This is a genomic window from Cellulosimicrobium sp. PMB13, assembly GCF_051294865.1.
Taxonomy (GTDB): Bacteria; Actinomycetota; Actinomycetes; order Actinomycetales; family Cellulomonadaceae; genus Cellulosimicrobium.
The window spans coordinates 4,398,606-4,421,174 of record NZ_CP145910.1 but is presented as its reverse complement, the minus strand read 5'-3'; the positions used below and the strand labels follow the sequence as shown (position 1 = coordinate 4,421,174).

General features: G+C 72.5%; 23 protein-coding genes and 1 pseudogene. 11 read left to right on the top strand and 13 right to left on the bottom strand.

Translation table 11 applies throughout. The annotated features are described in order from the left end of the window. Positions 1-37: 37 nt before the first annotated feature. The 3 genes from V5D56_RS19670 (at position 38) to V5D56_RS19660 (ending at position 2,219) form a co-directional block, all read left to right on the top strand. The gene (locus V5D56_RS19670; RefSeq protein WP_435736948.1) at positions 38-793 is read left to right on the top strand and encodes a C40 family peptidase; all 756 of its coding nucleotides are present in this window, start codon (positions 38-40) and stop codon (positions 791-793) included. Positions 794-967: 174 nt separating this feature from the next. After that, entirely contained in the window at positions 968-1,906 is a 939-nt protein-coding gene (locus tag V5D56_RS19665) for a universal stress protein (protein WP_435736947.1), read from the top strand. A gap of 64 nt (positions 1,907-1,970) precedes the next feature. Next, the gene (locus V5D56_RS19660; RefSeq protein WP_435739084.1) at positions 1,971-2,219 is read left to right on the top strand and encodes a cupin domain-containing protein; all 249 of its coding nucleotides are present in this window, start codon (positions 1,971-1,973) and stop codon (positions 2,217-2,219) included. A gap of 18 nt (positions 2,220-2,237) precedes the next feature. Here the strand turns inward: V5D56_RS19660 and V5D56_RS19655 are convergent, their stop codons facing one another. The 5 genes from V5D56_RS19655 to ddaH all read right to left on the bottom strand — a co-directional run bounded on the left by V5D56_RS19655 (position 2,238) and on the right by ddaH (position 7,786). Beyond that, positions 2,238-3,086, bottom strand: a complete 849-nt coding sequence (locus V5D56_RS19655) for an ABC transporter permease (RefSeq protein ID WP_435736946.1) — start codon at positions 3,084-3,086, stop codon at positions 2,238-2,240. Then, positions 3,086-4,087, bottom strand: a complete 1,002-nt coding sequence (locus V5D56_RS19650) for an ATP-binding cassette domain-containing protein (RefSeq protein ID WP_435736945.1) — start codon at positions 4,085-4,087, stop codon at positions 3,086-3,088. Before V5D56_RS19650 ends, V5D56_RS19655 begins: the two co-directional genes overlap by 1 nt. 219 nt (positions 4,088-4,306) lie before the next feature. Next, positions 4,307-5,581, bottom strand: a complete 1,275-nt coding sequence (locus tag V5D56_RS19645) for an aminotransferase class I/II-fold pyridoxal phosphate-dependent enzyme (protein ID WP_435736944.1) — start codon at positions 5,579-5,581, stop codon at positions 4,307-4,309. Between the two features lie 10 nt (positions 5,582-5,591). Continuing rightward, positions 5,592-6,842 (bottom strand): ornithine--oxo-acid transaminase, encoded by a 1,251-nt coding sequence (gene rocD, locus V5D56_RS19640; protein ID WP_435739083.1) that lies wholly within the window; start codon positions 6,840-6,842, stop codon positions 5,592-5,594. 38 nt (positions 6,843-6,880) lie between these two features. Continuing rightward, positions 6,881-7,786, bottom strand: a complete 906-nt coding sequence (gene ddaH / locus V5D56_RS19635) for a dimethylargininase (protein WP_435736943.1) — start codon at positions 7,784-7,786, stop codon at positions 6,881-6,883. A 297-nt stretch (positions 7,787-8,083) separates the two neighbouring features. Between ddaH and V5D56_RS19630 the strand changes: the two genes are divergently transcribed. Then, positions 8,084-8,965 (top strand): PadR family transcriptional regulator, encoded by an 882-nt coding sequence (locus V5D56_RS19630; protein WP_435736942.1) that lies wholly within the window; start codon positions 8,084-8,086, stop codon positions 8,963-8,965. Positions 8,966-9,103: 138 nt separating this feature from the next. On the opposite strand, the gene V5D56_RS19625 is transcribed toward V5D56_RS19630, so the two are convergent. The 3 genes from V5D56_RS19625 to V5D56_RS19615 form a co-directional block, all read right to left on the bottom strand. Continuing rightward, positions 9,104-9,589, bottom strand: a complete 486-nt coding sequence (locus tag V5D56_RS19625; protein ID WP_435736941.1) for an SRPBCC family protein — start codon at positions 9,587-9,589, stop codon at positions 9,104-9,106. Further along, a complete protein-coding gene (locus V5D56_RS19620) occupies positions 9,586-10,521 on the bottom strand; it encodes a hypothetical protein (RefSeq protein ID WP_435736940.1) in 936 nt (311 codons plus the stop codon). Before V5D56_RS19620 ends, V5D56_RS19625 begins: the two co-directional genes overlap by 4 nt. Positions 10,522-10,634: 113 nt before the next feature. Next, a complete protein-coding gene (locus V5D56_RS19615) occupies positions 10,635-11,153 on the bottom strand; it encodes an OsmC family protein (protein ID WP_435736939.1) in 519 nt (172 codons plus the stop codon). A 195-nt stretch (positions 11,154-11,348) separates the two neighbouring features. Between V5D56_RS19615 and V5D56_RS19610 the strand changes: the two genes are divergently transcribed. Both V5D56_RS19610 and V5D56_RS19605 read left to right on the top strand, forming a co-directional pair. Next, the gene (locus tag V5D56_RS19610; RefSeq protein WP_435736938.1) at positions 11,349-12,083 is read left to right on the top strand and encodes an SDR family oxidoreductase; all 735 of its coding nucleotides are present in this window, start codon (positions 11,349-11,351) and stop codon (positions 12,081-12,083) included. A 56-nt stretch (positions 12,084-12,139) separates the two neighbouring features. Continuing rightward, positions 12,140-13,048, top strand: coding sequence for an RNA polymerase sigma-70 factor (locus V5D56_RS19605; protein WP_435736937.1), 909 nt, complete (start codon positions 12,140-12,142; stop codon positions 13,046-13,048). 19 nt (positions 13,049-13,067) lie between these two features. Here the strand turns inward: V5D56_RS19605 and V5D56_RS19600 are convergent, their stop codons facing one another. Further along, a complete protein-coding gene (locus V5D56_RS19600; RefSeq protein WP_435736936.1) occupies positions 13,068-13,208 on the bottom strand; it encodes a hypothetical protein in 141 nt (46 codons plus the stop codon). Between the two features lie 99 nt (positions 13,209-13,307). Between V5D56_RS19600 and V5D56_RS19595 the strand changes: the two genes are divergently transcribed. Further along, a complete protein-coding gene (locus V5D56_RS19595) occupies positions 13,308-13,652 on the top strand; it encodes an Imm10 family immunity protein (protein WP_435736935.1) in 345 nt (114 codons plus the stop codon). On the opposite strand, the pseudogene V5D56_RS19590 reads toward V5D56_RS19595, so the two are convergent. Continuing rightward, a pseudogene (locus V5D56_RS19590) lies at positions 13,653-14,542 on the bottom strand (IS5 family transposase). It abuts the gene before it with no gap. A 407-nt stretch (positions 14,543-14,949) separates the two neighbouring features. On the opposite strand from V5D56_RS19590, the gene V5D56_RS19585 reads away from it, so the two are divergent. After that, positions 14,950-15,810, top strand: coding sequence for a DUF2599 domain-containing protein (locus V5D56_RS19585; RefSeq protein WP_435736934.1), 861 nt, complete (start codon positions 14,950-14,952; stop codon positions 15,808-15,810). A gap of 946 nt (positions 15,811-16,756) precedes the next feature. Here the strand turns inward: V5D56_RS19585 and V5D56_RS19580 are convergent. Together V5D56_RS19580 and V5D56_RS19575 are read right to left on the bottom strand one after the other, a co-directional pair. Then, complete coding sequence (locus V5D56_RS19580; RefSeq protein ID WP_435736933.1) at positions 16,757-18,229, bottom strand: DNA polymerase IV; 1,473 nt, start codon at positions 18,227-18,229, stop codon at positions 16,757-16,759. Between the two features lie 94 nt (positions 18,230-18,323). Next, positions 18,324-19,754: an NAD(P)/FAD-dependent oxidoreductase gene (locus V5D56_RS19575; protein WP_435736932.1), complete on the bottom strand. Its 1,431-nt coding sequence runs from the start codon at positions 19,752-19,754 to the stop codon at positions 18,324-18,326. A gap of 235 nt (positions 19,755-19,989) precedes the next feature. Between V5D56_RS19575 and V5D56_RS19570 the strand changes: the two genes are divergently transcribed. Further along, positions 19,990-20,724, top strand: coding sequence for an alpha/beta fold hydrolase (locus V5D56_RS19570; RefSeq protein ID WP_435736931.1), 735 nt, complete (start codon positions 19,990-19,992; stop codon positions 20,722-20,724). Between the two features lie 75 nt (positions 20,725-20,799). Here V5D56_RS19570 and V5D56_RS19565 read toward each other — a convergent pair whose 3' ends face one another. Next, positions 20,800-21,063 (bottom strand): GlsB/YeaQ/YmgE family stress response membrane protein, encoded by a 264-nt coding sequence (locus V5D56_RS19565; protein WP_251150233.1) that lies wholly within the window; start codon positions 21,061-21,063, stop codon positions 20,800-20,802. 122 nt (positions 21,064-21,185) lie between these two features. On the opposite strand from V5D56_RS19565, the gene V5D56_RS19560 reads away from it, so the two are divergent. Both V5D56_RS19560 and V5D56_RS19555 read left to right on the top strand, forming a co-directional pair. After that, positions 21,186-22,004, top strand: a complete 819-nt coding sequence (locus V5D56_RS19560) for a thymidylate synthase (protein WP_435736930.1) — start codon at positions 21,186-21,188, stop codon at positions 22,002-22,004. Next, a complete protein-coding gene (locus V5D56_RS19555; protein WP_435736929.1) occupies positions 22,004-22,555 on the top strand; it encodes a dihydrofolate reductase in 552 nt (183 codons plus the stop codon). Before V5D56_RS19560 ends, V5D56_RS19555 begins: the two co-directional genes overlap by 1 nt. The last annotated feature ends 14 nt before the right edge of the window (positions 22,556-22,569 follow it).

Genomic DNA, 22,569 nt, shown 5'->3' with positions numbered 1-22,569 from the left:
CACGACTCGCGCCCGCCACCGTGCGGCGCGGCGTCCCATGACGCCACTCAGCACCATCGCCCAGGCCGCCTCGGACCAGATGTCGACCGTCGGGCGTCGTACCGCCGTCGTCGCCGCGTCCTCCGGTCTCATCGTCTCGATGATCGGCGCCGCCGCCCCGGCGACCGCCGCCCCCGTCGACTCGGAGCCGAAGCTCAACTCCGTCGACCTCAGCGCCCTGACCGCACAGGCGCGTCAGGCCCTCGAGGCCGCGCCGGCCGTGACGGTCGCCGCTGACGCGGCGTTCTCGATCGAGGCTGCACCGGTGACGGTGACGCCGGCCCCCGAGCCGGAGCCCGAGCCCGAGCCGGTCGTCGAGCGGATGCAGAGCACCAGCCGCACGCAGGAGCGTCAGTCGACGCAGACCGAGGCCGAGGCGCCTGCCCAGGAAGAGGCCGCGGTCGCCGTCCCGGCGTCGGCCTACGGCAGCACGATCGTCTCGATCGCGGCGCGCTACGTGGGCGTCCCGTACGTCTACGGCGGCACCACGCCCGACGGCTTCGACTGCTCCGGCTTCACGAGCTACGTCTACGCGCAGGTCGGCATCAGCCTTCCCCGCACGTCGGGCGCGCAGGGCTCCGTCGGCACCAAGGTCCCGCGCTCCGAGGCGCAGCCGGGCGACCTGATCTGGACGCCGGGCCACATCTCGATCTACGCCGGCGACAACATGCAGATCGACGCGCCGCGTCCGGGCAAGACCATCCAGTTCCGTCAGATCTGGCAGTCGAACCCGACGTTCATCCGCGTCGCCTGATCGCAGGCGCAGCACAGCACGTCACCCGAGCCCCGTCCCTCCGCGAGTCGTCGCGAAGGGGCGGGGTTCGTGGCATTCTTGACTCGTTCGTGACCTGTGGTGGAGGTTCTGCCCAGGGCGCCTCGGTGACGTCGGTCGCCGGACGGCACGCGGCCGTCGAGAGGAGAGTCACTGATGACCCGCACGGAAACCGTCCTGGTCGGCGTCGACGGGTCGGCACCCAGCCTGCACGCCCTCGACTGGGCTGCCGCGTACGCCCTGCGCGTCGGTTGGTCGCTCCACGTGGTCTGCACCTACTCGCTGCCGTCGTTCACCGCGGCGTCCCTCGACGGCGGCTACGCCGCGCTCGACGACAGCGCGATCCAGGAGGGCGCCCGCGCGGTGCTCGAGGAGGCGCGCGCACGCGCCGACGCCGCCGGGGTGCGCGTCACCGCGACGGTCACGACGGGCGACGCAGCGGGTGTGCTCGTCGAGATGTCCCGCGACCACTCGCTCGTCGTGGTCGGCACCCGCGGTCGCGGCGGGTTCACCGAGCGACTGCTCGGCACCGTGTCCTCAGCGCTCCCGGCGCACGCGCACTGCCCCACGGTCGTCGTCCCGTTCCGCGCGCGGACCAAGGGCGACGACGCCGCGACCGAGGAGCTGCCGGTCGTCACCCCGCTGCGGCGCATCGTCGTGGGCGTGGACGGCTCGCCGTCGGCGGAGATCGCCCTGCGGCACGCGATCCGGCAGGCTCGCGCGTGGGACGCCGAGCTCGTCGCGGTCGCCGGGGTACCGGTCGGTGCGGGCGCCGGGTTGCTGGCGTGGCTCCCCGCGTCCATCGACCACGAGCAGGTGCTCGCCGACGTCACAGAGGGCCTCAACGTCATCATCGCCCGCCACGAGGCAGAGAACCCCGGGCTGACCATCAAGCGGATCGTGCTCGACGGGACCGGCGCCGAGCTGCTCACCGAGTTCTCCACGGCGTCCGACCTGATCATCGTCGGTTCTCGTGGACGCGGTGGGTTCCGCGGGCTGCTGCTCGGGTCGACGAGCCAGGCGGTGCTGCACCACTCCGCGTGCCCGGTCATGGTCGTGACGAAGAAGTGCGACGACGGGGCCGAGTCGGGCTGAGCCGCAGAGGCAGGACCGCAGCCGGGTCCGTGGAGCGTCGCGGTCCCGCTCCGGGCCGGCGGTCCTGCACGTCGAGCACGTCGGTGCCGGAGGCAGCATCGGGGCACACGCGGCGACGGTCGACCAGGTGATGACGGTCGTGAGCGGCCGGGCTCGCGTCGAGGGTGGGGACGGTGGCGAGGCCGAGCTGGAGGCCGGTGACGCCGTCCACTGGGGCAGGGGCGAAGTTCACCGGACGTGGGCGCTGACGGACGTCGTCGCGACGATCCTGGAGGCTCCGGACGGCATCGAGGTCGCCGGCGCCGAGGCGTGACGGGGCACGCCTCGGATGTCAGCTGCGGTTGCGGTACAGGCGCATCGTGATCGGGGCGAGGACCGCGGTGAGCACGACGGACGCGACGAGCACCCACATGATCCCGTCGACGTCGGGCTCGCCCGCCATGAGGCTGCGGACGGCCGTGACGAGGTGCGTCACCGGGTTGATCTCCACGAAGCGCTGCAGGACCACCGGCATGGTCGACGGGTCGACGAAGATGTTCGACGCGAACGTCAGCGGCATGAGCACGAGCATCGACGTCCCCATGACGGCGTTCGGCGAGCGCAGCACGAGACCGAGCGCCGTGAAGACCCAGCTCAGCGCGAACGAGAAGACGAGCAGCAGCAGGACACCGAGCACGACCCCGACGACCCCGCCCGGCGGCCGGAACCCGAGCACCAGACCGAGCGCGAGCGTGACCACCGACGCGATCGTGTAGCGCACGGTGTCGCCGAGCAGCGCGCCGACGATCGGCGCCGGCCGCCACACGGGCAGCGAGCGGAACCGGTCGAAGACGCCCTTCGAGATGTCGGTGTTCATCGTGTAGCCCGTGTAGATCGTCGTGAAGAGCACGGCCTGGACCAGGATGCCGGGCAGCAGGAACTGCAGATAGCTCTGCACGTCGCCGGCGAGCGCGCCGCCGAACAGGTACGTGAACATCAGCGTGAAGATGATCGGCGACACGGTGACGTCGAACAGCTGCTCGGGCACGTGCTTGATCTTGAGCAGCGCGCGCCAGGTGTACGTGAGCGTCGCCGACACGGGCGAGGGACGGCTCGGGCGGTGCTCGAGCGCGACGGCCTCGCGCAGCGCGCTCGCCTCCGGGGCGCGCAGCTCCGCGGCAGTGGTGGGTTCGGTCGCCATCAGGCCACCTCCTCGATCTGCTCGTCCGGTTCGTCGACCGGCTGGCCGGTCAGGGCGAGGAACACCTCGTCGAGGCTCGGCTGCCCGAGCGTGAACTCCGGGACCGTGATGCCTGCGTCACCCAGCGCGGGCAGGAGGCCCGCGACCGAGGTGGCGCCGTCGTCGGGTACGCGGGCCGAGAAGGCGTAGGGATCGTTGGCGAGCGACACCTCGGTGCCCAGCACGGAGCCGACGATCTCCGCCGCGCGTGCGCGCTGCGCGGAGTCCGCGAGCCGCACGTGCACCGCGCCCTCGCCCACCGAGCGCTTGAGCTCCGTCGCGGTGCCTTCGGCGATGACCTTCCCGTGGTCGATGACCGCGATCTTGTCGGCGAGCTGGTCGGCCTCCTCGAGGTACTGCGTCGTGAGGAGGACCGTCGCGCCGTCGGCCACGAGGACGCGCACGATGTCCCACACCTGGTTCCGGCTGCGGGGGTCGAGGCCCGTCGTCGGCTCGTCGAGGAAGAGCACGCGCGGGCTCATCACGAGGCTCGCGGCGAGGTCGATGCGGCGGCGCATGCCGCCGGAGTACGTCTTGACCTGACGGTCGCCCGCGTCGCCGAGACCGAACGCGTCGAGCAGGTCGGCGGAGCGGCGGCGCGCCGTCCCGCCGAGGAACCCGTACAGCCGCGCGAGCATCACGAGGTTCTCGGTCCCCGTGAGGTCCTCGTCCACCGAGGCGTACTGTCCCGTGAGCCCGACGACGGAGCGCACCTTGTCGGCGTCGCGCACCACGTCATGACCCAGGACGGTGGCGGTCCCGGCGTCCGGCTGGAGCAGCGTCGCGAGCATCCGCACGGCGGTCGTCTTGCCCGCGCCGTTGGGGCCGAGGACTCCCAGGACGGTGCCCTCCGGGACGGAGAGGTCGATGCCGTCGACCGCCTTGGTCACCGACTTCTTGGACGTGAAGTGCTTGACGAGACCTCTCGCCTCGACGGCGAGGTCACCGGTCGACGAGCTCATGTCCCTCCTCAGGTCGCGCGTGGAAGCACCCGGGCGGTCCCACCACCCACGCTCCGACCGGGCCGTCCAGCGGAACTCATCGGTGCACACACCCATCGTGCGCTGAGCGTCCGGCACGGTCCAGTGAGATCTGTCAGCTGCCGGGGTAGTACCCCGCCCGGCGCCCCCACCCACCCCGACATCCAGGGCGACCACGCGCCGTCGGGCACGACCGCGGTTCTACTGAGCGGCCTGCTCCGCGGCGGCGAGCAGGACGCACGTCGCGACGCCGTCCATCGCGACGCGGACCTCCTCGAGCGGGGGCAGCGACGGTGCGAGGCGCAGCACGGTGTCCTCCGGGTCCTTGCCGTACGGGTACGCGGCGCCGGCGGGCGTCAGCGCGATGCCCGCGGCCTTCGCGAGCTCCACGACACGCGACGCCGTGCCCGGCGGCACCTCGAGGCTCACGAAGTAGCCGCCCTTCGGCTCGGTCCACGACGCGACGCCCCACGGCCCGAGGCGCTCGGCGAGGATGCCGGTCACGGCCTCGAACTTCGGCGCGAGGATGTCGCGGTGCCGGCGCATGTGCGCGCGCACGCCCTCGGCGTCGCCGAAGAACAGCGCGTGGCGGAGCTGGTTGACCTTGTCGGGGCCGATGGACCGCGACGAGAGGTTCTTCCGGAACCACGCGACGTTGGCCGGCGACGACGCGAGGAACGCGACGCCCGCGCCCGCGAACGTGATCTTCGACGTCGACGCGAACAGGACGACGCGGTCCGGGTTGCCGGCCTGCGCAGCGAGACCGATCGCGTCGGCCGTCGTCACCTCGTCCTGCGTGAGGTGGTGCAGCGCGTACGCGTTGTCCCACAGGATGCGGAAGTCGGGGGCGGCGGTCGGCATCGACACGAGCCGGCGCGCCACCTCCTCCGTCACGACCGATCCGTCCGGGTTGGCGTACGTCGGCACGACCCACATGCCCTTGATGCTCGGGTCGTCGGCGACGAGCGCGGCGACGGCCTCGGCGTCGGGGCCGTCCGCGGTCATGGGCACCGTGACCATCTCGATCCCGAGCGCCTCGCACACCGAGAAGTGGCGGTCGTACCCGGGCACGGGGCAGATCCACCGCACGCGCTCCTCGCGTCCCCACGGGCGCTCGGAGCCGGGAGCGCCGAAGAGCATGGCGTCGGCGAGCGTCTCGTACATCATCGTGAGGCTCGCGTTGCCGCCCGCGAGGAGCTGGTCCACCGGGACGCCGAGCAGCTCGGCGAAGATGCGCCGCAGCTGCGGAAGCCCGTCGAGACCGCCGTAGTTGCGCACGTCCGTGCCGTCGGCGTCCGTGTGCACCCCCTCGCCGGGGAGGGCGAGCAGCGCCTCGGACAGGTCGAGCTGCTCGGCGGACGGCTTGCCGCGCGTGAGATCGAGCTTCAGCCCGAGCGCCTGCAGGTCCGCGTAGGCGCGGCGCAGGTCGTCGAGGGACGCGGCGAGGGCGGAGGGGTCCGGGTGCACGGTGGTCACGCTCCGGACTCTACCGATCGTGGGCCAGCGCCGTCAGGGCATTCTCGAGGGCGGACAGACCGGTCTCGAGGTCGTCGGCGGAGATGGTCAGCGGGGGAGCGAGCCGGATCGTCGAGCCGTGCGTGTCCTTGGCGAGCACCCCGCGGGAGAGCAGCGCCTCGCACAGGTCGCGGCCGGTCCCGCGCGCAGGGTCCAGGTCGAGCCCGGCCCACAGCCCGACGCCGCGCACGCCGTCGAGCAGGTCGGTCTCCACGAGCCCGGCGAGCCTCGCGTGGAACGACGAGCCCAGCGCGCGGGCCGCCGCCTGCGGCTCGCCCGACCCGAGCAGCTCGACCACCGCGAGCCCGACCGCGCACGCCAGGGGGTTCCCGCCGAACGTGGAGCCGTGGGTCCCCGGGGTGAGGACGTCCAGCACGTCGCGGCGGCCCACGACCGCGGACACCGGCAGGATCCCGCCGCCCAGCGCCTTGCCGAGCGTGACGAGGTCGGGTCGGACGTCCCACAGCTCGCACGCAAGAGTCGTGCCCGTGCGCCCGAGGCCGGACTGGATCTCGTCGGCGACGAGCAGCACGTCGCGCTCGGCGGTGAGCGCACGCAGCGCCGGCCAGAACCCGTCGGGCGGCACGACGACCCCCGACTCGCCCTGGATCGGCTCCATGAGCACCGCGACGGTCGTGTCGTCGATCGCCGCGGCCACGGCGTCGACGTCGCCGAACGGCACCACGCGGAACCCGGGCGTGTACGGGCCGAACCCGTCGCGCGCGTCGGGGTCGTCGGAGAACGACACGACCGTCGTCGTGCGGCCGTGGAAGTTGCCCGACGCGACGACGATCGTCGCCTCGCCCGGCGCGATCCCGCGGACGTCGTACCCCCACTTGCGCGCGGTCTTGATCGCCGTCTCGACGGCCTCGGCGCCGGTGTTCATGGGGAGCACGGCCGTGCCCGGACCACCCTCGGCGCCACCCGTCGTGAGCGGGCCGACGAGCGCGGCGAGCGCGTCGGCGAACGGGTCGAGCAGGTCGTGGTCGAACGCGCGCGACGTCAGGGTGACGCGCCCGAGCTGGCGCGCCGCGGCGTCGACCAGCGTGGGGTGGCGGTGGCCGAAGTTCAGCGCCGAGTACCCGGCGAGCAGGTCGAGGTAGCGACGACCGCCGGTGTCCGTGACCCACGACCCCTCGGCGGTCGCGATCGTCACGGGGAGCGGGTGGTAGTTGTGCGCGAGCGCGCCGTGCTCGCCGGCACCGGCGGCGGCGGTGCGCACGGCGGCGCGCGGGCCCGGTGACCGCACGTCCTGCGCGGTCACGCGGCACCACCGGCGTGGAGCCCGCGGATCTCGAGCGTGCAGCACTTGGCGCCGCCACCGCCGCGCAGCAGCTCGGACGTGTCCACGCCGATCGGCTCGTAGCCGCGCTCGCGCAGCGCACCCGCGAGGTGCTCCGCGCGCGGGTTGTGCACCACGTGCTTCCCGTCGCTCACCGCGTTGAGCCCCAGCACGACGGCGTCCTCCTCGGTCGCGAGGAGCGCGTCGGGGAAGCGTTCGCGCAGGGTCTCCTGCGCGGCGGGGGAGAAGGCGTCGGGGTAGTAGGTGACGTCCACGGAGGGGACGTCGACGAGCGCGGGGTGCGCCCCGCCGTCGGGCGCCGTGGGGACGGCCGGTGCGCCGGTCGCGCCGCGGTTGCCGCGCAGGACCGTGAGGGCGGTGTCGAGGTGGTAGAAGCGCGGGTCGACGAGCTCGAGCGTCACGACCTCGCGACCCCACAGCGCGGCGGCCTCGGCGTGCGCGGCGCGGTCCGTGCGGAACCCGGTGCCCGCGAGCACGACGTCGCCCGCGACCAGCAGGTCGCCCTCGCCCTCGTTGACGTGCTCCGCCAGGTGCGTGACGTACCCGTGGTCGGCGAACCACTTGAGGTAGGCGGGGCCCTCGGCGGCGCGCTCGGGGTGCAGGAACCGGGCCGAGTAGACGAGGCCGTCGACCACGGTCGCGCCGTTCGCGGCGTAGACCATGTCGGGCAGCCCGGGGACCGGGTCGATCGTCTCGACGGTGTGCCCGAGGTCGCGGTAGGTGTCGCGCAGGCGCTCCCACTGGGCGACGGCGAGCGGCGTGTCGACCGGCCGGTTGCGGTCCATCCAGGGGTTGATCTCGTAGCTGACCGTGAAGTACGTCGGCCGGCACATGAGGTACCGCCGGGGGTGGTCTGCGTGCATCGCCGCCTCCTCGCTGAGACCGGGCCGCGGGGTGGTGGCCCGGGGTGACCCGGCGGTGGGTGTCCGGCCGGGTGACGTGCTGGCTGCCAGCGTACGTCCGGGGGCGACGTCGGGCCCGCCACCACACGGTCCGGGCAGGGGTGTTGACAGCGATACGCTATCGATATATCGTTAGCGTATCGCTGAGCCACGAGCTGCGACTCGCGATCCCGCCCGAGGCGACGACACGTCCCCCGGCGACAGGCCCGCCGCACAGTGCCGCGGGCCCTCCGAACACCATCACCCAGGAGAACTTCCATGAGCTACGTACACCAGAACCGGGGTCGTCACCCCGAGAACCTGTCCCAGCCCTCCGGCGACCTCGGCGGGCGCGGCCCGCGGCGGCGTCGTCGCGACGGCTTCCCGTCCGTGCCCGACGACGCGGCGTGGTTCCGCGGCGACGCCCCCTCCGGCCGTGGCCGGGGCGGTGCACGCCGTGGGGCCGGGGGCTTCGGCGGCCCGGCCGACGAGCCACGCGGTCCCGAGGGTCGCGGCTTCGGCGGTCCCGAGAGGCGTGGCGGCCCGGGCTTCGGCGCCGGGTTCGGACCGGGCTTCGGCCCAGGCTTCGGGCTGGGCGGGCACCGCGGCGGCCACCGCGGCCGTGGGCCCCGCCGCGCGGGCCGCGGCGACGTCCGCGCCGCGATCCTGCTCCTCCTCGCCGACCGGCCGATGCACGGCTACCAGCTGATCCAGGAGATCGCCGACCGCAGCGAGGGCCAGTGGCGCCCGAGCCCGGGCGCGGTCTACCCGGCGCTCAACCTCCTTCAGGACGAGGGGCTCGTCGAGCTCTCGGCCGAGGGCGGGCGCAGGCTCGCCTCGCTCACCGAGGCCGGGCGGGCCGTCGTCACCGAGCAGGCCGACCAGCTCGGCGACCCGTTCGCCGACGCGGCGGGCCGGGGCGGGCGCTCGCGCCACGCGCTGCGCGCCGGCGTCGAGGCGGTCGCAGCCGCCGTGCACCAGGTCGCCCGCACGGGCACCGACGAGCAGGCGAAGGCCGCGGCCGAGCTGCTCGAGCGCACGCGCCGCGACCTCTACCTGATCCTCGCGGGCCCGACGCCGTCGGACGCCGCGGTGGACGTGCAGGACGCCCCCGTGGTGGACGACGCGCCGTCGGGCACGGGCGACGAGCCCACCGCCTGAGCGACTGGTCACCACCCACGCCGAACCCCGGGTCGAGCCCCGATCAGACCGCTGATCGAGGCATGACCCGGGGTTCGGCGTCTGCGGTGACAGTGCGCGCTGCGGGCACGGGCCGGCGGGTCTGCCGAGCGGGCCGGGTCAGGCGCGGCGCGCGGTGAGCCGCGTCTCCAGGCGGCGCAGCGACGCGTGCATCATCCAGCGCAGCGCGAGGCCGACGAGCGGCGCAGTGAGCGCCCGGGGGAGCGGACCGGCGAGGTACGCGTCCTCCCACCACACGACGCGGCACCGGCCGGAGCCCAGCGGCTCGACGTCGAAGCCCGCCTCGCCGAGCAGCACGGGCCCTTCCTTGCGCACGCTCGTGCGCCCGGCCCGGCCCGCGGTCGTCGACGGCCGCTCCAGGGACGTGACGACCATCCGGTCCACGACGCCGCGCGCGCCGCGACCGAGGAACGGTCCGCTCACCATCGCGAACCGGTCGCCGACCTCGGGACCGCGCCCGGCAGGCGTCGCCATCCGCGTGAGCGGGATGAAGCGGGGGTGCGTGCGCGGGTCGGCCACCCAGGCGAAGGCGACGGTCGCGTCGACGGGCAGCTCGCGGCCGACCGCGACCCGGTGGGTGGTCACCCGGCGTCTCGCGTCGGGTCCGGCCGGCGACGGCGCCCGGGCAGGAAGCGGCGCCGTCCGCGCGACGGCGCGGCGTCCTCGGGGACGGGGACGAGCGTGGGCCGCGCGTCAGCGGTCGGCGCCTCGACGACCTCGAGGATCCGGCCGAACGTCGACGGCGGCGGGCCGAACGCCCGGCGCGACTGCGCGACGACGCCGTGCCCGAGCGCCCGCGCGCCCGCGACCCCGACGACCGCGCCGATGCCGAACGGCACGAGACGGCCCAGGGCGAGGCCGGACTGCTTCGCGAGCTGCGTGCGCAGGAAGCGGTTGCCGAGGGCCTTGTTGACCTTGACGAGCGTCCCGGCGGGCATCCGCGTCAGCAGCACCTTGCCCCAGGCGAGGCCGGAGCCCTGCGCGGCCTTCTCGACGTCGCGCGCGCCCTTCTCGCCGAGGACCGAGGCGAGCAGCAGAGCACGGCGACGGGCGACGTCGTCCACGGCGATCCCGTGCACGTCGGCGACGGCGAGCGAGAACGCCGCCGACGACGCGAAGAAGGTCGCGATGTCGCTGGACGTGAGGACGATCCCCACGCCGGTGCCCACCGCCGGGAAGCCCGCCGCGGCACCGACCGCGCCCCCGGCGGCCTGGATGACGAGAAGGTACTCCCGCTCGAGGATGCGGATGACCTCGGCCGGGCCCGCCTCCGGGTTCCGACGGCGCACGGAGTCGACGTGCGCCCGGATCACCTGCGACGGGATCGTGACGGACTTGTCGAGCGCGGCGTCGAGGAGCGGGGTCGGCCGGTACGCGGCCCACTCGGCGACGTCCTGGGGCGCACCGGCGTCGCGCGTCGCGACGTCGTCCGGTGCGCCCAGGCGCGGCGGTGTCCCGTAGTCCGGGGTGCCGCCGTAGGGCGTCGGGGTCCTCGAAGGGTCCTGCTGGTGCGGCATCACGACTCCCGTCCTCCGTGCGTCCCGGTCATTCCGGCGGTCCTGTCGATCCGGCGGTCCTGTCGGTCCGGCGGTCCGGTCAGGCCCGCGGGTCCGGTCAGGCCGCTGGCCGGTCAGGCCTGCGTCTCGACCTCGCGGCCCGCGCCCTCCGGCTGGAAGAGGTACTCGACCTCGGCTCCTGCCTTGACCGTCCGTCCTACGGTGCACGCCTTGTCGATCGCTCGCTCGGCGACGGTGATCAGACGGTCGCGCGCGTCGTCGTCGAGCGACGTCAGGTCGATGTCGTACGTGCCGGTGATCTTCGGGTACCGGTCCTCCTCGACGAGCTTGGCGCCCTCGACGTGGATCGTCACCCGGTAGTCGTCGCCGAGCCGTCGCGCGAACGTGCGGTCCGTGCTCATGCCCGCGCACGCCGCGAGCGCGATCTTCAGCAGCTCGCCCGGCGTGAACACCGCGCCCTCGCTCGCGGGGCCGATCGAGACCTGCGCGCCGCGCGCCGAGTGCCCCGTGTACGTGCGGTTCCCGGTGCGCTCCACCCACAGGGGGTCGGTCGGGGCGGGCGACGCCGCGGGGACGTCGCGCTCCGCCTCGTCGGCGGTGCTCAGGGTGCTCTCGGCAGGCTGGGTCGTCATGCGTCGATCCTCGCACTCCTCGGGGGGCGGCGGCCGGACGGTCCGTCGTCGGAGGAACGTGCGGGAAGCGTCGCCGATTCCCGCTCCGGCCAGCACCACGGCAAGCCGGCACGACGCGGGTGTCACAAGATCCCGCGCCGATCGGTCAGGAGGGTGGCGGGCGGCAGAGCGTCGCGCGCACGAGAGGAGAACGTCATGAGGATCGTCGTGGTCGGAGGAACGGGTCTTATCGGGAGCCAGGTCGTCGCACGCCTGCGGGACGCCGGGCACGAGGCGGTGGTCGCCGCGCCGAGCACCGGCGTGGACACGCTGACCGGCGCGGGGGTGGACGAGGCGCTCGCTGGTGCGGACGTCGTGGTGGACGTGTCGAACTCGCCGTCGTTCGCGGACGACGACGTGATGCGGTTCTTCACGACGTCGACGCGCACGCTGCTCGACGCCGAGGCGCGGGCCGGTGTCGGGCACCACGTCATCCTGTCGATCGTCGGCACGGACCGGACCGACGCGGGCTACCTGCGGGCGAAGGTCGCGCAGGAGGACCTCGTCCGCGGGTCGGGGCGTGGATGGTCGGTCGTGCGGGCGACCCAGTTCTTCGAGTTCGCGCGGTCCATCGCGGACGGTGCGACCGCGGACGGGGTCGTGCGGATCCCGCCGGTGGCCTTCCAGCCGGTGGCGTCTGCCGACGTCGCTCGCACGGTCGCCGAGGTCGCGACAGGGGCTCCGCTCGACGGCATGGTGGAGCTCGCGGGCCCGGAGCGGCTGCGGTTCGACGAGTTCATCCGGTCCGCGCTCGCCGCGCAGGGGGACGAGCGGGAGGTCGTCGCGGACCCCGAGGCCACGTACTTCGGGGCGCGGCTCGTCGAGGACTCGATCGTCCCGCAGGGCGAGTCGCTGCGCGGCGGGACCACGTTCGCGCAGCACGTCGCGTGACCCGAGCCGCGAGCAGGGGGCAGACGCGCGGCCGGTCGAGGTCGTAGCGTGACCGCATGACGTCAGGACCGCACACGGTCGAGCGCCCCGAGGCCCCGGAGGACCCCGGGGCGCTCGACGCGTTCCTCGCGGCCCGCCCGCAGCTCTTCGGCATCGCGTACCGCATGCTCGGCAGCGTCCCCGAGGCGGAGGACGTCGTGCAGGACGCCTGGATCCGCTGGCAGGGCACGGACCGCGAGGTGGTGCGCAACCCGGCCGCGTTCCTCACCACGACGGTCACGCGCCTCGCGATCAACGCGGCGACGTCGGCCCGTGCACGCCGTGAGACGTACGTGGGCCCCTGGCTCCCCGAGCCCGTCGACACGTCCGACGACCCCGCGCTGGGCGCGGAGCGCGCCGAGGCGCTGGAGATCGCGACCCTCGTGCTCCTCGAGCGGCTCACCCCCGTGGAGCGCGCGGTCTACGTGCTGCGCGAGGCGTTCGGGTACCCGTACCGCCGCGTCGCCGAGATCCTCGACATGACCGAGGCGAACGCCCGCCAGCTCGCACGCCGCTCCCGCGAGCGGCTGGGCCGCCGGGAGGCCGTCCCGGTGGACCCCGGCGAGCACCGCCGCCTCCTCGACGAGTTCGTCGCCGCCGCGCACGACGGCGACCTCGCGCGCTTCGAGCGGTTCCTCGCCGACGACGTGGTCGCCCGCCCCGACGGCGGCGGGAAGGTGCACGCGTCACGCGTCGAGCTCTACGGCGTCGCGCGCGTCTCGCTGTTCTTCGACAACGTGTGGCGCAAGTACTGGGCCGACGCGGACGTGCGCGTCGTCGAGGCCAACGGGCTGCCCGCGCTGCTCGTGCGGATCGACGACGCGCCGTTCGCGCTCATCTCGCTCGAGGTCACGTCCCGCGGGATCGAGCACGTGTTCGTCCAGGTCAACCCGGACAAGCTCGGCGGGTACGCCGCGCCGGCCTGACCCCGGTCCCGGAGCGTGCTCAGAACAGGTCCGCCGCGACGGCCGACAGGAAGGGCAACGCGATCGGGACGACTGCTGCCGTGACGAGCAGCACGACGACCGTGCCGACGATCCACCGCAGCTCTCGTCGTCGGTCCTCGGCGGCCGGTCTGCGCGACATGGCGGCAGCGTAGCGGGCCCTGCGCGGTCGCCGGCTAGCGCGCGTCTCTCAAGTCGGGGGTCCCGGCCCGGTGGTCGTTGATGCGGCAGAATCTCGGCTGTGATCAGGGTTGGCTTCACGCGCAGCATCGAGGACAGCTACGAGGCGATCGTGCTGCTGGACGTGGAGTCGGGAGACACGATCGAGTTTCAACGCTCGCTGGCCCACGACCGGAAAGACGTGAGGCTGGGTATGGATACCTACGCGATCGTGCGTGGTGGTGCAGCCGTGTACTACGGCGGGCTTGTGCGGTTCGATGTGCAGGGCGACGTCCTTGCGCTCGAACTGGACTCTGAGGCAGCCGGAGCGCTCGAGCTGCCCAACCTGGTCGAACTCGCCTTGGACGGAGCAGCAGCCGGGATCATCGAGCAGCACCTGCCTCGGATCGTGGCACCGACTCGTTGATCACGGAGTGCTCGACGCCCAGAGCAGGATCGCTGCGAGAACGGCGCCGCCGCGGTAGACGAGCGCGTGCTTGTCGTAGCGGGTCGCGAGTGCTCGCCATTGCTTGATGCGGTTGATGAACCGCTCGACCGTGTTGCGGCCGCGGTAGGTGACGGAGTCGTGGGTCACGGGCCGTCCGCCGCGTGACCCGCGTCGGTGCCGGTGGGCTTTGTTGGTCGCGGGGTTCGGGGATGACCGCGACGATGCCGCGTCGGCGCAGCTCGGTGCGGATCGCGCGCGAGGAGTACGCCTTGTCGCCCAGCACGGCATCCGGCGTCGTGCGCGGCCGTCCCGCCCTTGCCCGGGGGACCCGGATCGCGTCCAGCAGCGGCAGGCACATCGGGGCATCACCGCCCTGGCCTGGTCCCACGAGCACCGCGAGCGGTCGCCCGTCGCCGTCGACAGCGGCGTGGATCTTCGTCGACAGCCCGCCCCGGGATCTGCCCAGCGCGTGGTCAGCCGGTTCGCGCCGTTCCGGATTGTTGTGATTCGCCAGTGCCCCCTGTGGTCCGGGGCAAGGTCGCGGCGTGCTGGTGCGCCCGGTTGATCGTGGAGTCCACGCTCACCCGCCAGTCGATACCGCCGTTCGCGTCCGCACGAACCTGCGAGGCCGTCAGGATCTTGTCCCACGTCCCGTCGCGCGAGAACCGCGCATGCCTCTTCCACACCGTCTGCCACGGGCCGAACCGCTCGGGAAGATCACGCCACGCCACCCCGGTCCGATACCGGCAAACGATCCCCTCCACGACCTGACGATGAACACGCCACGGGCGCGACCGCCCAGAAACCTGCGGCATCAACTGGCCGATCGCCGCCCACTGCTCGTCCGACAACTCCCGACCACGATCCACGACCGCCCACTCTGCAACATCGTGGCTGCGGCACCAAGGAGACACGCCCTCGCTAAGTGGCCGTGCCGCGTGGCGGACTGGGCGATCCAAGCTGGATTCTCGGCACAACGCAGAAGAGAGGGTAGCGGTCGCGCCCGGTTTGACACTACTGTTGGCGATGTCCTTGCGACCCATTCGCAACGATGCATCAAGGCCGCGCCGTGCCCGCATTGAGGGCCCAAAGCTGAAGGACAGCAGTCATTCTTAAGAGAAAATTCGGCGCCATCGTCGGTGCCGCCGCCATTGGTCTTGGACTGGGCGCAGCCGCACCAGCCATCGCAACAGGGCGAGACGACGCAGCCATCGCAATCGATGCGATCGAGACCATCGCCCCGGCGTCCCTCAACGCGGTCGCCACGCACGACGGCGTGGTCGTCTCCGATCCAAGCGGCATGCAGACTCCGAGCGGCATGGAGACGGAAGAGTTTGAGCGGGCCAGGATCGAGAACGCGATGATTGACCCGACCAATCCGGACAGCAAGATCAAGGTTGATCTTCCCGATGACCCGGCCGACGGGATTGTCGTGGAGCAAGTCGGATTCGAGAGCATCGTCATCGGACTCCCGAACAGCGATCGCGCTGACGATGCTCAGTACGGTGATCTCGACATCGTCACCTACGACAACAACGACGGGTCAACGACCGTGCCCATCCTCAACCCGGATGGAACCGTGCAGATCACAACCGTGATTTCCGGACCCGATGCTCCGACGCGGTACGCCTATCCGATCACCCTGCCGAAGGGCGGCAAGCTCGTCGATGCCGGCGACGGGTATTTTGCCATCCTGCGAGCCGACACGACTCCGCTAGCAATGATCGAACCTGCGTGGGCTCTCGATGCGAACGGCAACAACGTCAATACCCACTATGAGATCGAAGGCAACTCGCTGGTCCAGGTTGTTGAGCACGGGGCCGGGACCACATATCCCGTCGTTGCTGACCCTGCAGTGGTGGGAAAGTACATCAAAAAGTTCACCATTACACAGCAGTCGAATGGATTCACATTCGGGATCTACCCGGTCAATGCCTGGAATGTAACGGTGAGTCCGGACGAGTACTACGCGGAGTACAAGCTGTACGTCAATTCGCACTATGAGGGGCAGAAGTACTACGACCAGATTAGATGCCACTGGGACTTCGCACCCTTCAAGTCCCCATGGAACATCGATTCCTGGCGTCCGAACGTCGGGTACGCCGCGACCGTTGCGGCTGGGTGCAACCCGACGTGACAAATAAGTCGAGAGCACGCCGACTGTGGATGTTGCTCATGATCCTCGGCGGATGCCTACTCGTCGCAGCGGCAGCTGCTGCGATCATCGAGGGGTACGCGTCAGACGCGCAGCAGCGCGGTGGCAACCTGGCCCTCGCATTCACCCTCTTCGTCGTGGCTGTACTCGCCATAATTGTCGGGTTCATTGGATACGTCCGGTCGCCACATCGGACGGAGGGCATCGTGGCCCAGGGGGACGAACCCAACTCTGCATCACCGTCCGAGAAGTAGGGGCAGGACACTACGCAATCCGAGATGCCATTCTCGGTATACCCGGCCAAGAAGTTGTTGTCAGTTCGGGTTGCCGAACGGGGGAACCTCCGGGCTTCGTGGAGATGTCTAAAGTCTCCACAACCCGGAGGTCCCCCCGGAGGGCGTGCGCGGGCTAGCGCACTTCTCGCGTCGCACACCTGAAGCCAGTGTCCACCCGCGTGAAATCTCACGCATTAGGTTACCGGCACTATTCTGGTCGTTTGCGCGTCGATTTCGCGCGGCACGAGATGCCGCGATCCCATGGGGGAAACAGTACCCATCGTCTCCTTTTCAGGTGCTAGTGATCGCGAGCCCGTCCCGTCGCTACCGGTGGGGTCGGACAGGGCAACTCAGACTGGATTGGACGGGCGTCCATGCCAGCAGGACCGCTAACGCGCAACCCCCGGGCATGCTCGACAAGCCATCGCCTGGCTCGCGCAGCGCTGCATGGGGTGCCTGAGGGACTAGCGACCAGCATCCACCCACCGAGAATGCTCCCGTGCTGGCGCGGCGACACCTGGCCCACGAGCTCGGCGACTGCCGTTGGGCCGTGCTGGCCATCGGCGACACCTACAGCGTCGATCTCGAAGCCGCCTTCAAACCACACGATGGTGGGCCCTCACGAGCCACGTCGAAGACTTGGGAGACGCAACCTAGGTCTCGTCGGCTTCCGAGGGCAGCACGGGCTCGCCGTCGGGGCCGAGCGGGGCCACGAGGACGAGGTCCTCGGTCTCGGGGTCGACCCAGCGCTGGTAGCCCGGGCCGGTCCGGGCGGTCTCGAAGCGGACGGCGACGCGGCCGTCGTCGCCGACGCGCACGACCCAGCCGCGGCCGTGGGCCGCGGTCTCCACGTCCAGGCCGGGGGCGACGTCGGCGGCCACCACCCGCACCGGTCCGGCCGCGCCCGGCAGGGCCGGGTCCGGTCCGCCCGGGTCCGGTGCGGCCGGGCCCGTCGCGGCCAGGTCCTGCCCGGCCGGGACCGGTCCGGGCGACGGTGCGGCGGTGCCCGCTCCAGGATGCTCGGCCTCGTCGTCGAGGGGCAGCATGAGCTGCGCGTGCTCGGACAGGGCGTGGAACGAGGTCCCGAGCAGGCGTACCGGCTCGGTGACCTCGGCGAGCTCGAGCGCCCGGTGCGCCGCGGCGCGCAGCGCGCCCTCGTCCGACGTCGGGCGGGGGAGCGTCACCGACCGGGTCAGGGTCGTGAACGACGAGAGGCGGACCTTGACCACGACGGTGCGCGCCGCGACGGCGTGCCGCTCCAGGCGGGCGAGCGCGGAGTCGACGACGCGGTCGAGCTCGCGCGAGATGGCCGCCCGTCCGTGCAGGTCGGTGTCGAACGTGTGCTCGGCGCCGGCGGACTTGCGCTCGCGCACCGTCGTCACCGGCCGGTCGTCCCAGCCGCGCGCGATCCGGTACAGGTTCGTCCCGCCCGCCTCCCCGGCGACCATCAGCAACGTGTCCAGCGGTTGGCGGCGTAGGTCCGCCACGGTGCTCACCCCGAGCTCGTCGAGGCGCGCCGCGGACACCGGGCCGACGCCCGCCAGCGCCCGCACCGGCAGGGCCAGCAGGAAGTCGTCCTCGTCGTCGGGATCCACCACGCGCACGCCTCCCGGCTTGGCGTCCTCCGAGGCGAGCTTCGCGACGAGCTTCGAGCGGCCGAGCCCGATCGAGACGGACAGCCCGCTGAGCTCGCGCGCACGCTCGCGGATCCCCAGGGCGAGCTCCTCGAGATCCATGTCCTGACCGGCCGCGGCACCGAGGTCGGCGTACGCCTCGTCGATGCTCACCGGCTCCACGAGGTCGGTGACCTCGCGCAGCGCCGCCATGATCCGCGCCGAGTAGGCCGCGTACGCGGCGAACCGCGGCACGACAACCACGGTGGACGACGGGCACAGCCGACGCGCGAGCTCCATCGGCATCGCCGAGCGCGCCCCGAACCGCCGCGCCTCGTACGACGCCGTCGCGACGACGCTGCGTGGACCGACCCCGCCGACGAGCACGGGTCGGCCGCGCAGCGACGGGCGCTGGTGCTGCTCGACGCTCGCGAAGAACGCGTCGGCGTCCAGGTGCGCGACCGTCGCGCGGGCGCGCAGCACCGGGGCGAGCGGTACGCGGACGAGGTTCACCGCACCACTGTGCCGTGCCCCTCCGACACCCGGGCACGAGCCTCCTCCCGTCCGGGACGCCGCGAGCTCCCCGACCTGCGACGGAAGCCCTGAGTCAGGCGGCCCGGGCCCGCCCGTCCGTGGCCGGCGCGCCAGGCTCGGCGACCGCGGTCGTCGCCGTCGTCGGAGCCTCCGCCGGCCCGCTCGGAGCCTCCGCCGGCCCGCTCGGAGCGGCGGCCACGAACGCGGCGCGGGGACGTTGCACCGAGGCGAGCGAGACGACGTCGCGCCCGAAGAGCCCGGCGGTGAGCCACACGGCCAGCACGCGGACCTTGCGCTCCCACGTGGGGATCGCGAGGACGTGGTACCCGCGGTGCATGAGCCACGCGAGCGGTCCGCGCACCACGAGGCGGCGGTACTGGAAGATGCCGGAGCCCAGCCCGAGCGTCGCCACGACGCCGAGGCTGCCGTGCACGTACGGGTGGGTGGACCGTCCGCGGCGAGCAGCGACGAGGTTGCGCGCGAGGCGCCGCCCCTGTCGGACCGCGTGCTGCGCGTTGGGCACGGTGAGCGCTCCGGGGCGCGGCACCGCGAGGTCGGGCACCGCCGCGCCGTCGCCCGCCGCCCACGCGTCGTCGACGGGCTGGTCGACCGTGCCGACCCGCAGGTCGGGCTGCACCACGAGATAGCCGCGCGCGTCGACCGGGAGGTCGGTGTGCGTCGCGACGACGGGGTTCGCCGCGTTGCCCGCGGTCCACACGAGCAGGCCCGAGGCGAACTCCTCCCCGGTCGACAGTCGGACGACGCCGCCCGCGGCCGACTCGAGCCCCGACCCGAGGTGCACGTGCGCCCCGCGTCGCTCGAGCTGCCGCACGACCCACCGGCCCGGCCGCTCGGTGACCTCCGGCAGGATCCGCGTGTTCCGCTCGACGAGGTGGAGCTGGAGCTCCGACGCGTCGATCTCCGGGTAGACGCGCAGCAGGTCGTGCGCGAGCGACAGAAGCTCGGCGAACCCCTCGACGCCGGAGAAACCGCCGCCGACGAACGTCGCGGTGAGGAGCCGCTCACGCTCCGGCCCGGCGGGCAGGCTCGCCGCGCGGTCGAAGGACGTGAGGAGCTGGTCGCGGACGGCGACGGCCTCCTCGACGTGCTTCATGCCGATGGCGTGCTCCGCGACGCCCGGGACGGGGAAGACGCGCGTCACGGCACCGGCCGTGACGACGACCGTGTCGTAGCCGAGCTCGTACTCGTCGCCCGACGACGGCCGGACGCGGACGACGTGGTGCGCGTGGTCGACGCGCGTCACCGACCCGTCGACGAGCCGCGTGCGGCGCAGGTGGCTCCGATGGGCGACGGCCGCGTGCCGCGCCTCGACGGATCCGGCGAGCACCTCCGGGAGGAAGGGCTGATAGGTCATGTAGGGACGCGGGTCGACCAGCACGAGCTCGACGTCGCCGCGTCGCAGCTCGCGTCGCAGCCCCTTCTCGAGCTCCCGGGCCGCCGTGAACCCGGCGTAGCCCCCGCCGACGATGACGATGCGTTCCATGACCGCCTCCAGTGCGGCGCGCTCTCTGCGCGCTCTCACCCTCTCGACCACGCAGCAAGGGCTTTCGTGACGTCGCGGTGACATGGCGTACGTCACGCCCGTGCGCCCGCCGTCCGAGCCTCCGTGCGCGGTTGTCACAGAACGGTGGCAGCCTCGGTCGTGTCCAGTGGTGGCCGGCACGTCTCCCGGCGCCCGGCCCTTCGTGGACCGTCCCTTCCGAGCAAGGAGCACGAGCATGAGCGCCTCCGCGTCAGCACCCACCGTCGTCCTCGTCCACGGCGCCTTCGCCGACTCCACGAGCTGGAACGGCGTCGTCGAGCGGCTGCGCGCCGCCGGCCTGCCCGCCGTCGCGAACGCGAACCTGCTGCGCTCGCTGTCCGGTGACGCCGCCTACCTGCGCGACGTCCTCACCGGGATCGACGGCCCGGTCGTCGTCGTCGCGCACTCGTACGGCGGCATGGTCGCCACCCAGGGCGCCTCCGGTGCGCCGAACGTCGTCGGCCTCGTCTACGTCGGCGCGTTCGCGCCGGACACGGGCGAGAGCGCGTTCGAGCTCTCGGCGAGGTTCCCCGGGAGCACGCTCGGCGACGCCGTCGTGCCCACGCCGCTGGCGGACGGGGGCGCGGAGCTCACGATCCGTCAGGACCTGTTCCACCAGCAGTTCGTCGCCGACGTCGACGAGGCGACGGCCGCCCTCATGGCCGTGGCCCAGCGCCCGGTGACCGTGGCGGCGCTGAACGAGCCGCTCGCGAGCGAGCCGGCGTGGCGGACCGTCCCGTCGTGGTTCGTCCACGGTGCCGAGGACCGCAACATCCCGGCCGAGGTGCTGCGGTTCGTGGCCGAGCGGGCCGGCTCGCGCGGCACGACCGAGGTGCCGGGCGCGTCGCACGCGCTCGCGGTCTCGCAGCCCGACGCCGTCGCGCAGGTCGTGCTCGACGCCGTCCGCGCGGTGGGCGAGGCCGCCGCCTGAGGTCGACCGGCCCGGGAACGACCGCGGGCCTGGTGCCGTCCGAGGACGGCACCAGGCCCGCAGGGTCGTGAGAGGTCAGGCGTGGCTGCGCTTGGTGAGCGCGCCGTACACGCCGAGCGTGATGAGCGACCCGAGGATGGCGAGGAGCCAGGTCCGGAAGTCGCCGAGGTCGCCGAGGCTCGTGCCGAAGAGCACGGAGCCGAGCCATCCGCCGAGGAGGGCGCCAAGGATCCCCAGGAGGATCGTGATGATCAGCGAGCTGGTCTGCTTGCCAGGAAGGACGAAGCGCGCGATGAGTCCGGCGATGAGCCCGAGCACGATGTAGGCGAGCCAACCCATGGTAAATCTCCGTTTCGTCGGATCTGTGAGTTTTTCCCCCTACGACCGTGAACACTGGCAGAGGTCGCGCGACCTCGCACGCCGAAACGTCGTCCCGCGGCGTCCGGCCTAGACTGACGGCCGTGGCCACCGACTCACCGTCCGCCGTCCCCACGCCGTACGAGGACCTCCTGCGCGACGTCCTGGAGAACGGGACGCCCAAGAGCGACCGGACCGGGACCGGGACGCGCAGCGTGTTCGGCCGGCAGATCCGGTACGACCTCTCGCAGGGCTTCCCGCTCGTCACGACCAAGCGCGTGCACCTGAGGTCGATCGCGTACGAGCTGCTGTGGTTCCTGCGCGGCGACTCGAACGTCCGATGGCTGCAGGAGCACGGCGTGACGATCTGGGACGAGTGGGCCGACGCCGACGGCGAGCTCGGGCCCGTCTACGGGGTCCAGTGGCGCTCGTGGCCGACGCCGGACGGTCGCCACGTCGACCAGGTCGCCCAGGTGATCGAGCAGATCCGCAGCAACCCCGACTCGCGGCGCCACATCGTCTCGGCGTGGAACGTGTCGGAGCTCTCGACGATGGCCCTCCCGCCGTGCCATGCCTTCTTCCAGTTCTACGTCGCCGACGGCCGGCTCTCGTGCCAGCTCTACCAACGCTCGGCAGACCTGTTCCTGGGCGTGCCGTTCAACATCGCGTCGTACGCGCTGCTCGTCCACATGGTCGCGGCGCAGACGGGTCTCGAGGTCGGCGACTTCGTGTGGACCGGCGGTGACGTGCACATCTACGACAACCACGTCGAGCAGGTGCGCGAGCAGCTCACGCGCGCGCCCTACCCGTACCCGACGCTGCGCCTCGCGCCGCGCGACTCGATCGACGCGTACGAGTACGAGGACATCGAGGTCGTCGGGTACCAGCACCACCCGACGATCAAGGCGCCGATCGCGGTCTGATGCTCGGACTGATCTGGGCCCAGGCGCGCGACGCGGCCGGGCGGCCCGTCATCGGCGCGGGCGGCACCATGCCGTGGCACCTGCCCGAGGACCTCGCGCACTTCCGGCGCGTCACGTCGGGACGCCCCGTGGTCATGGGGCGGCGGACGTGGGACTCGCTCCCGCCCCGGTTCCGGCCGCTGCCGGGCCGGACGAACGTCGTCGTGACGCGCCAGGACGGCTGGGCTCCGGGCGGCGCGGTGCCCGACGGCGCGCCGTCGCCCGCGGACGTCGGCACGCCGGTGCGCGTGGCCCGGTCGGTGGACGACGCCCTCGCCGTGGCGCGCGCGGACGCGGGAGCGGACGGCGAGGTGTGGGTCATGGGTGGGGCGCAGCTCTACGCGGCGACGATCGAGCGGGCGGACCGGTGCGTCGTCACCGAGATCGACGCCGTCGTCGCGGGCGACACGTTCGCCCCGTCAGTGCCGGCCGGGTGGCGCGCGGACGCGGGGGAGTGGGCGACGTCGTCCACCGGCCTGCGCTTCCGCACGGTGGCGTACCTCCGGTCCTGACCTCGGGCGCCGTC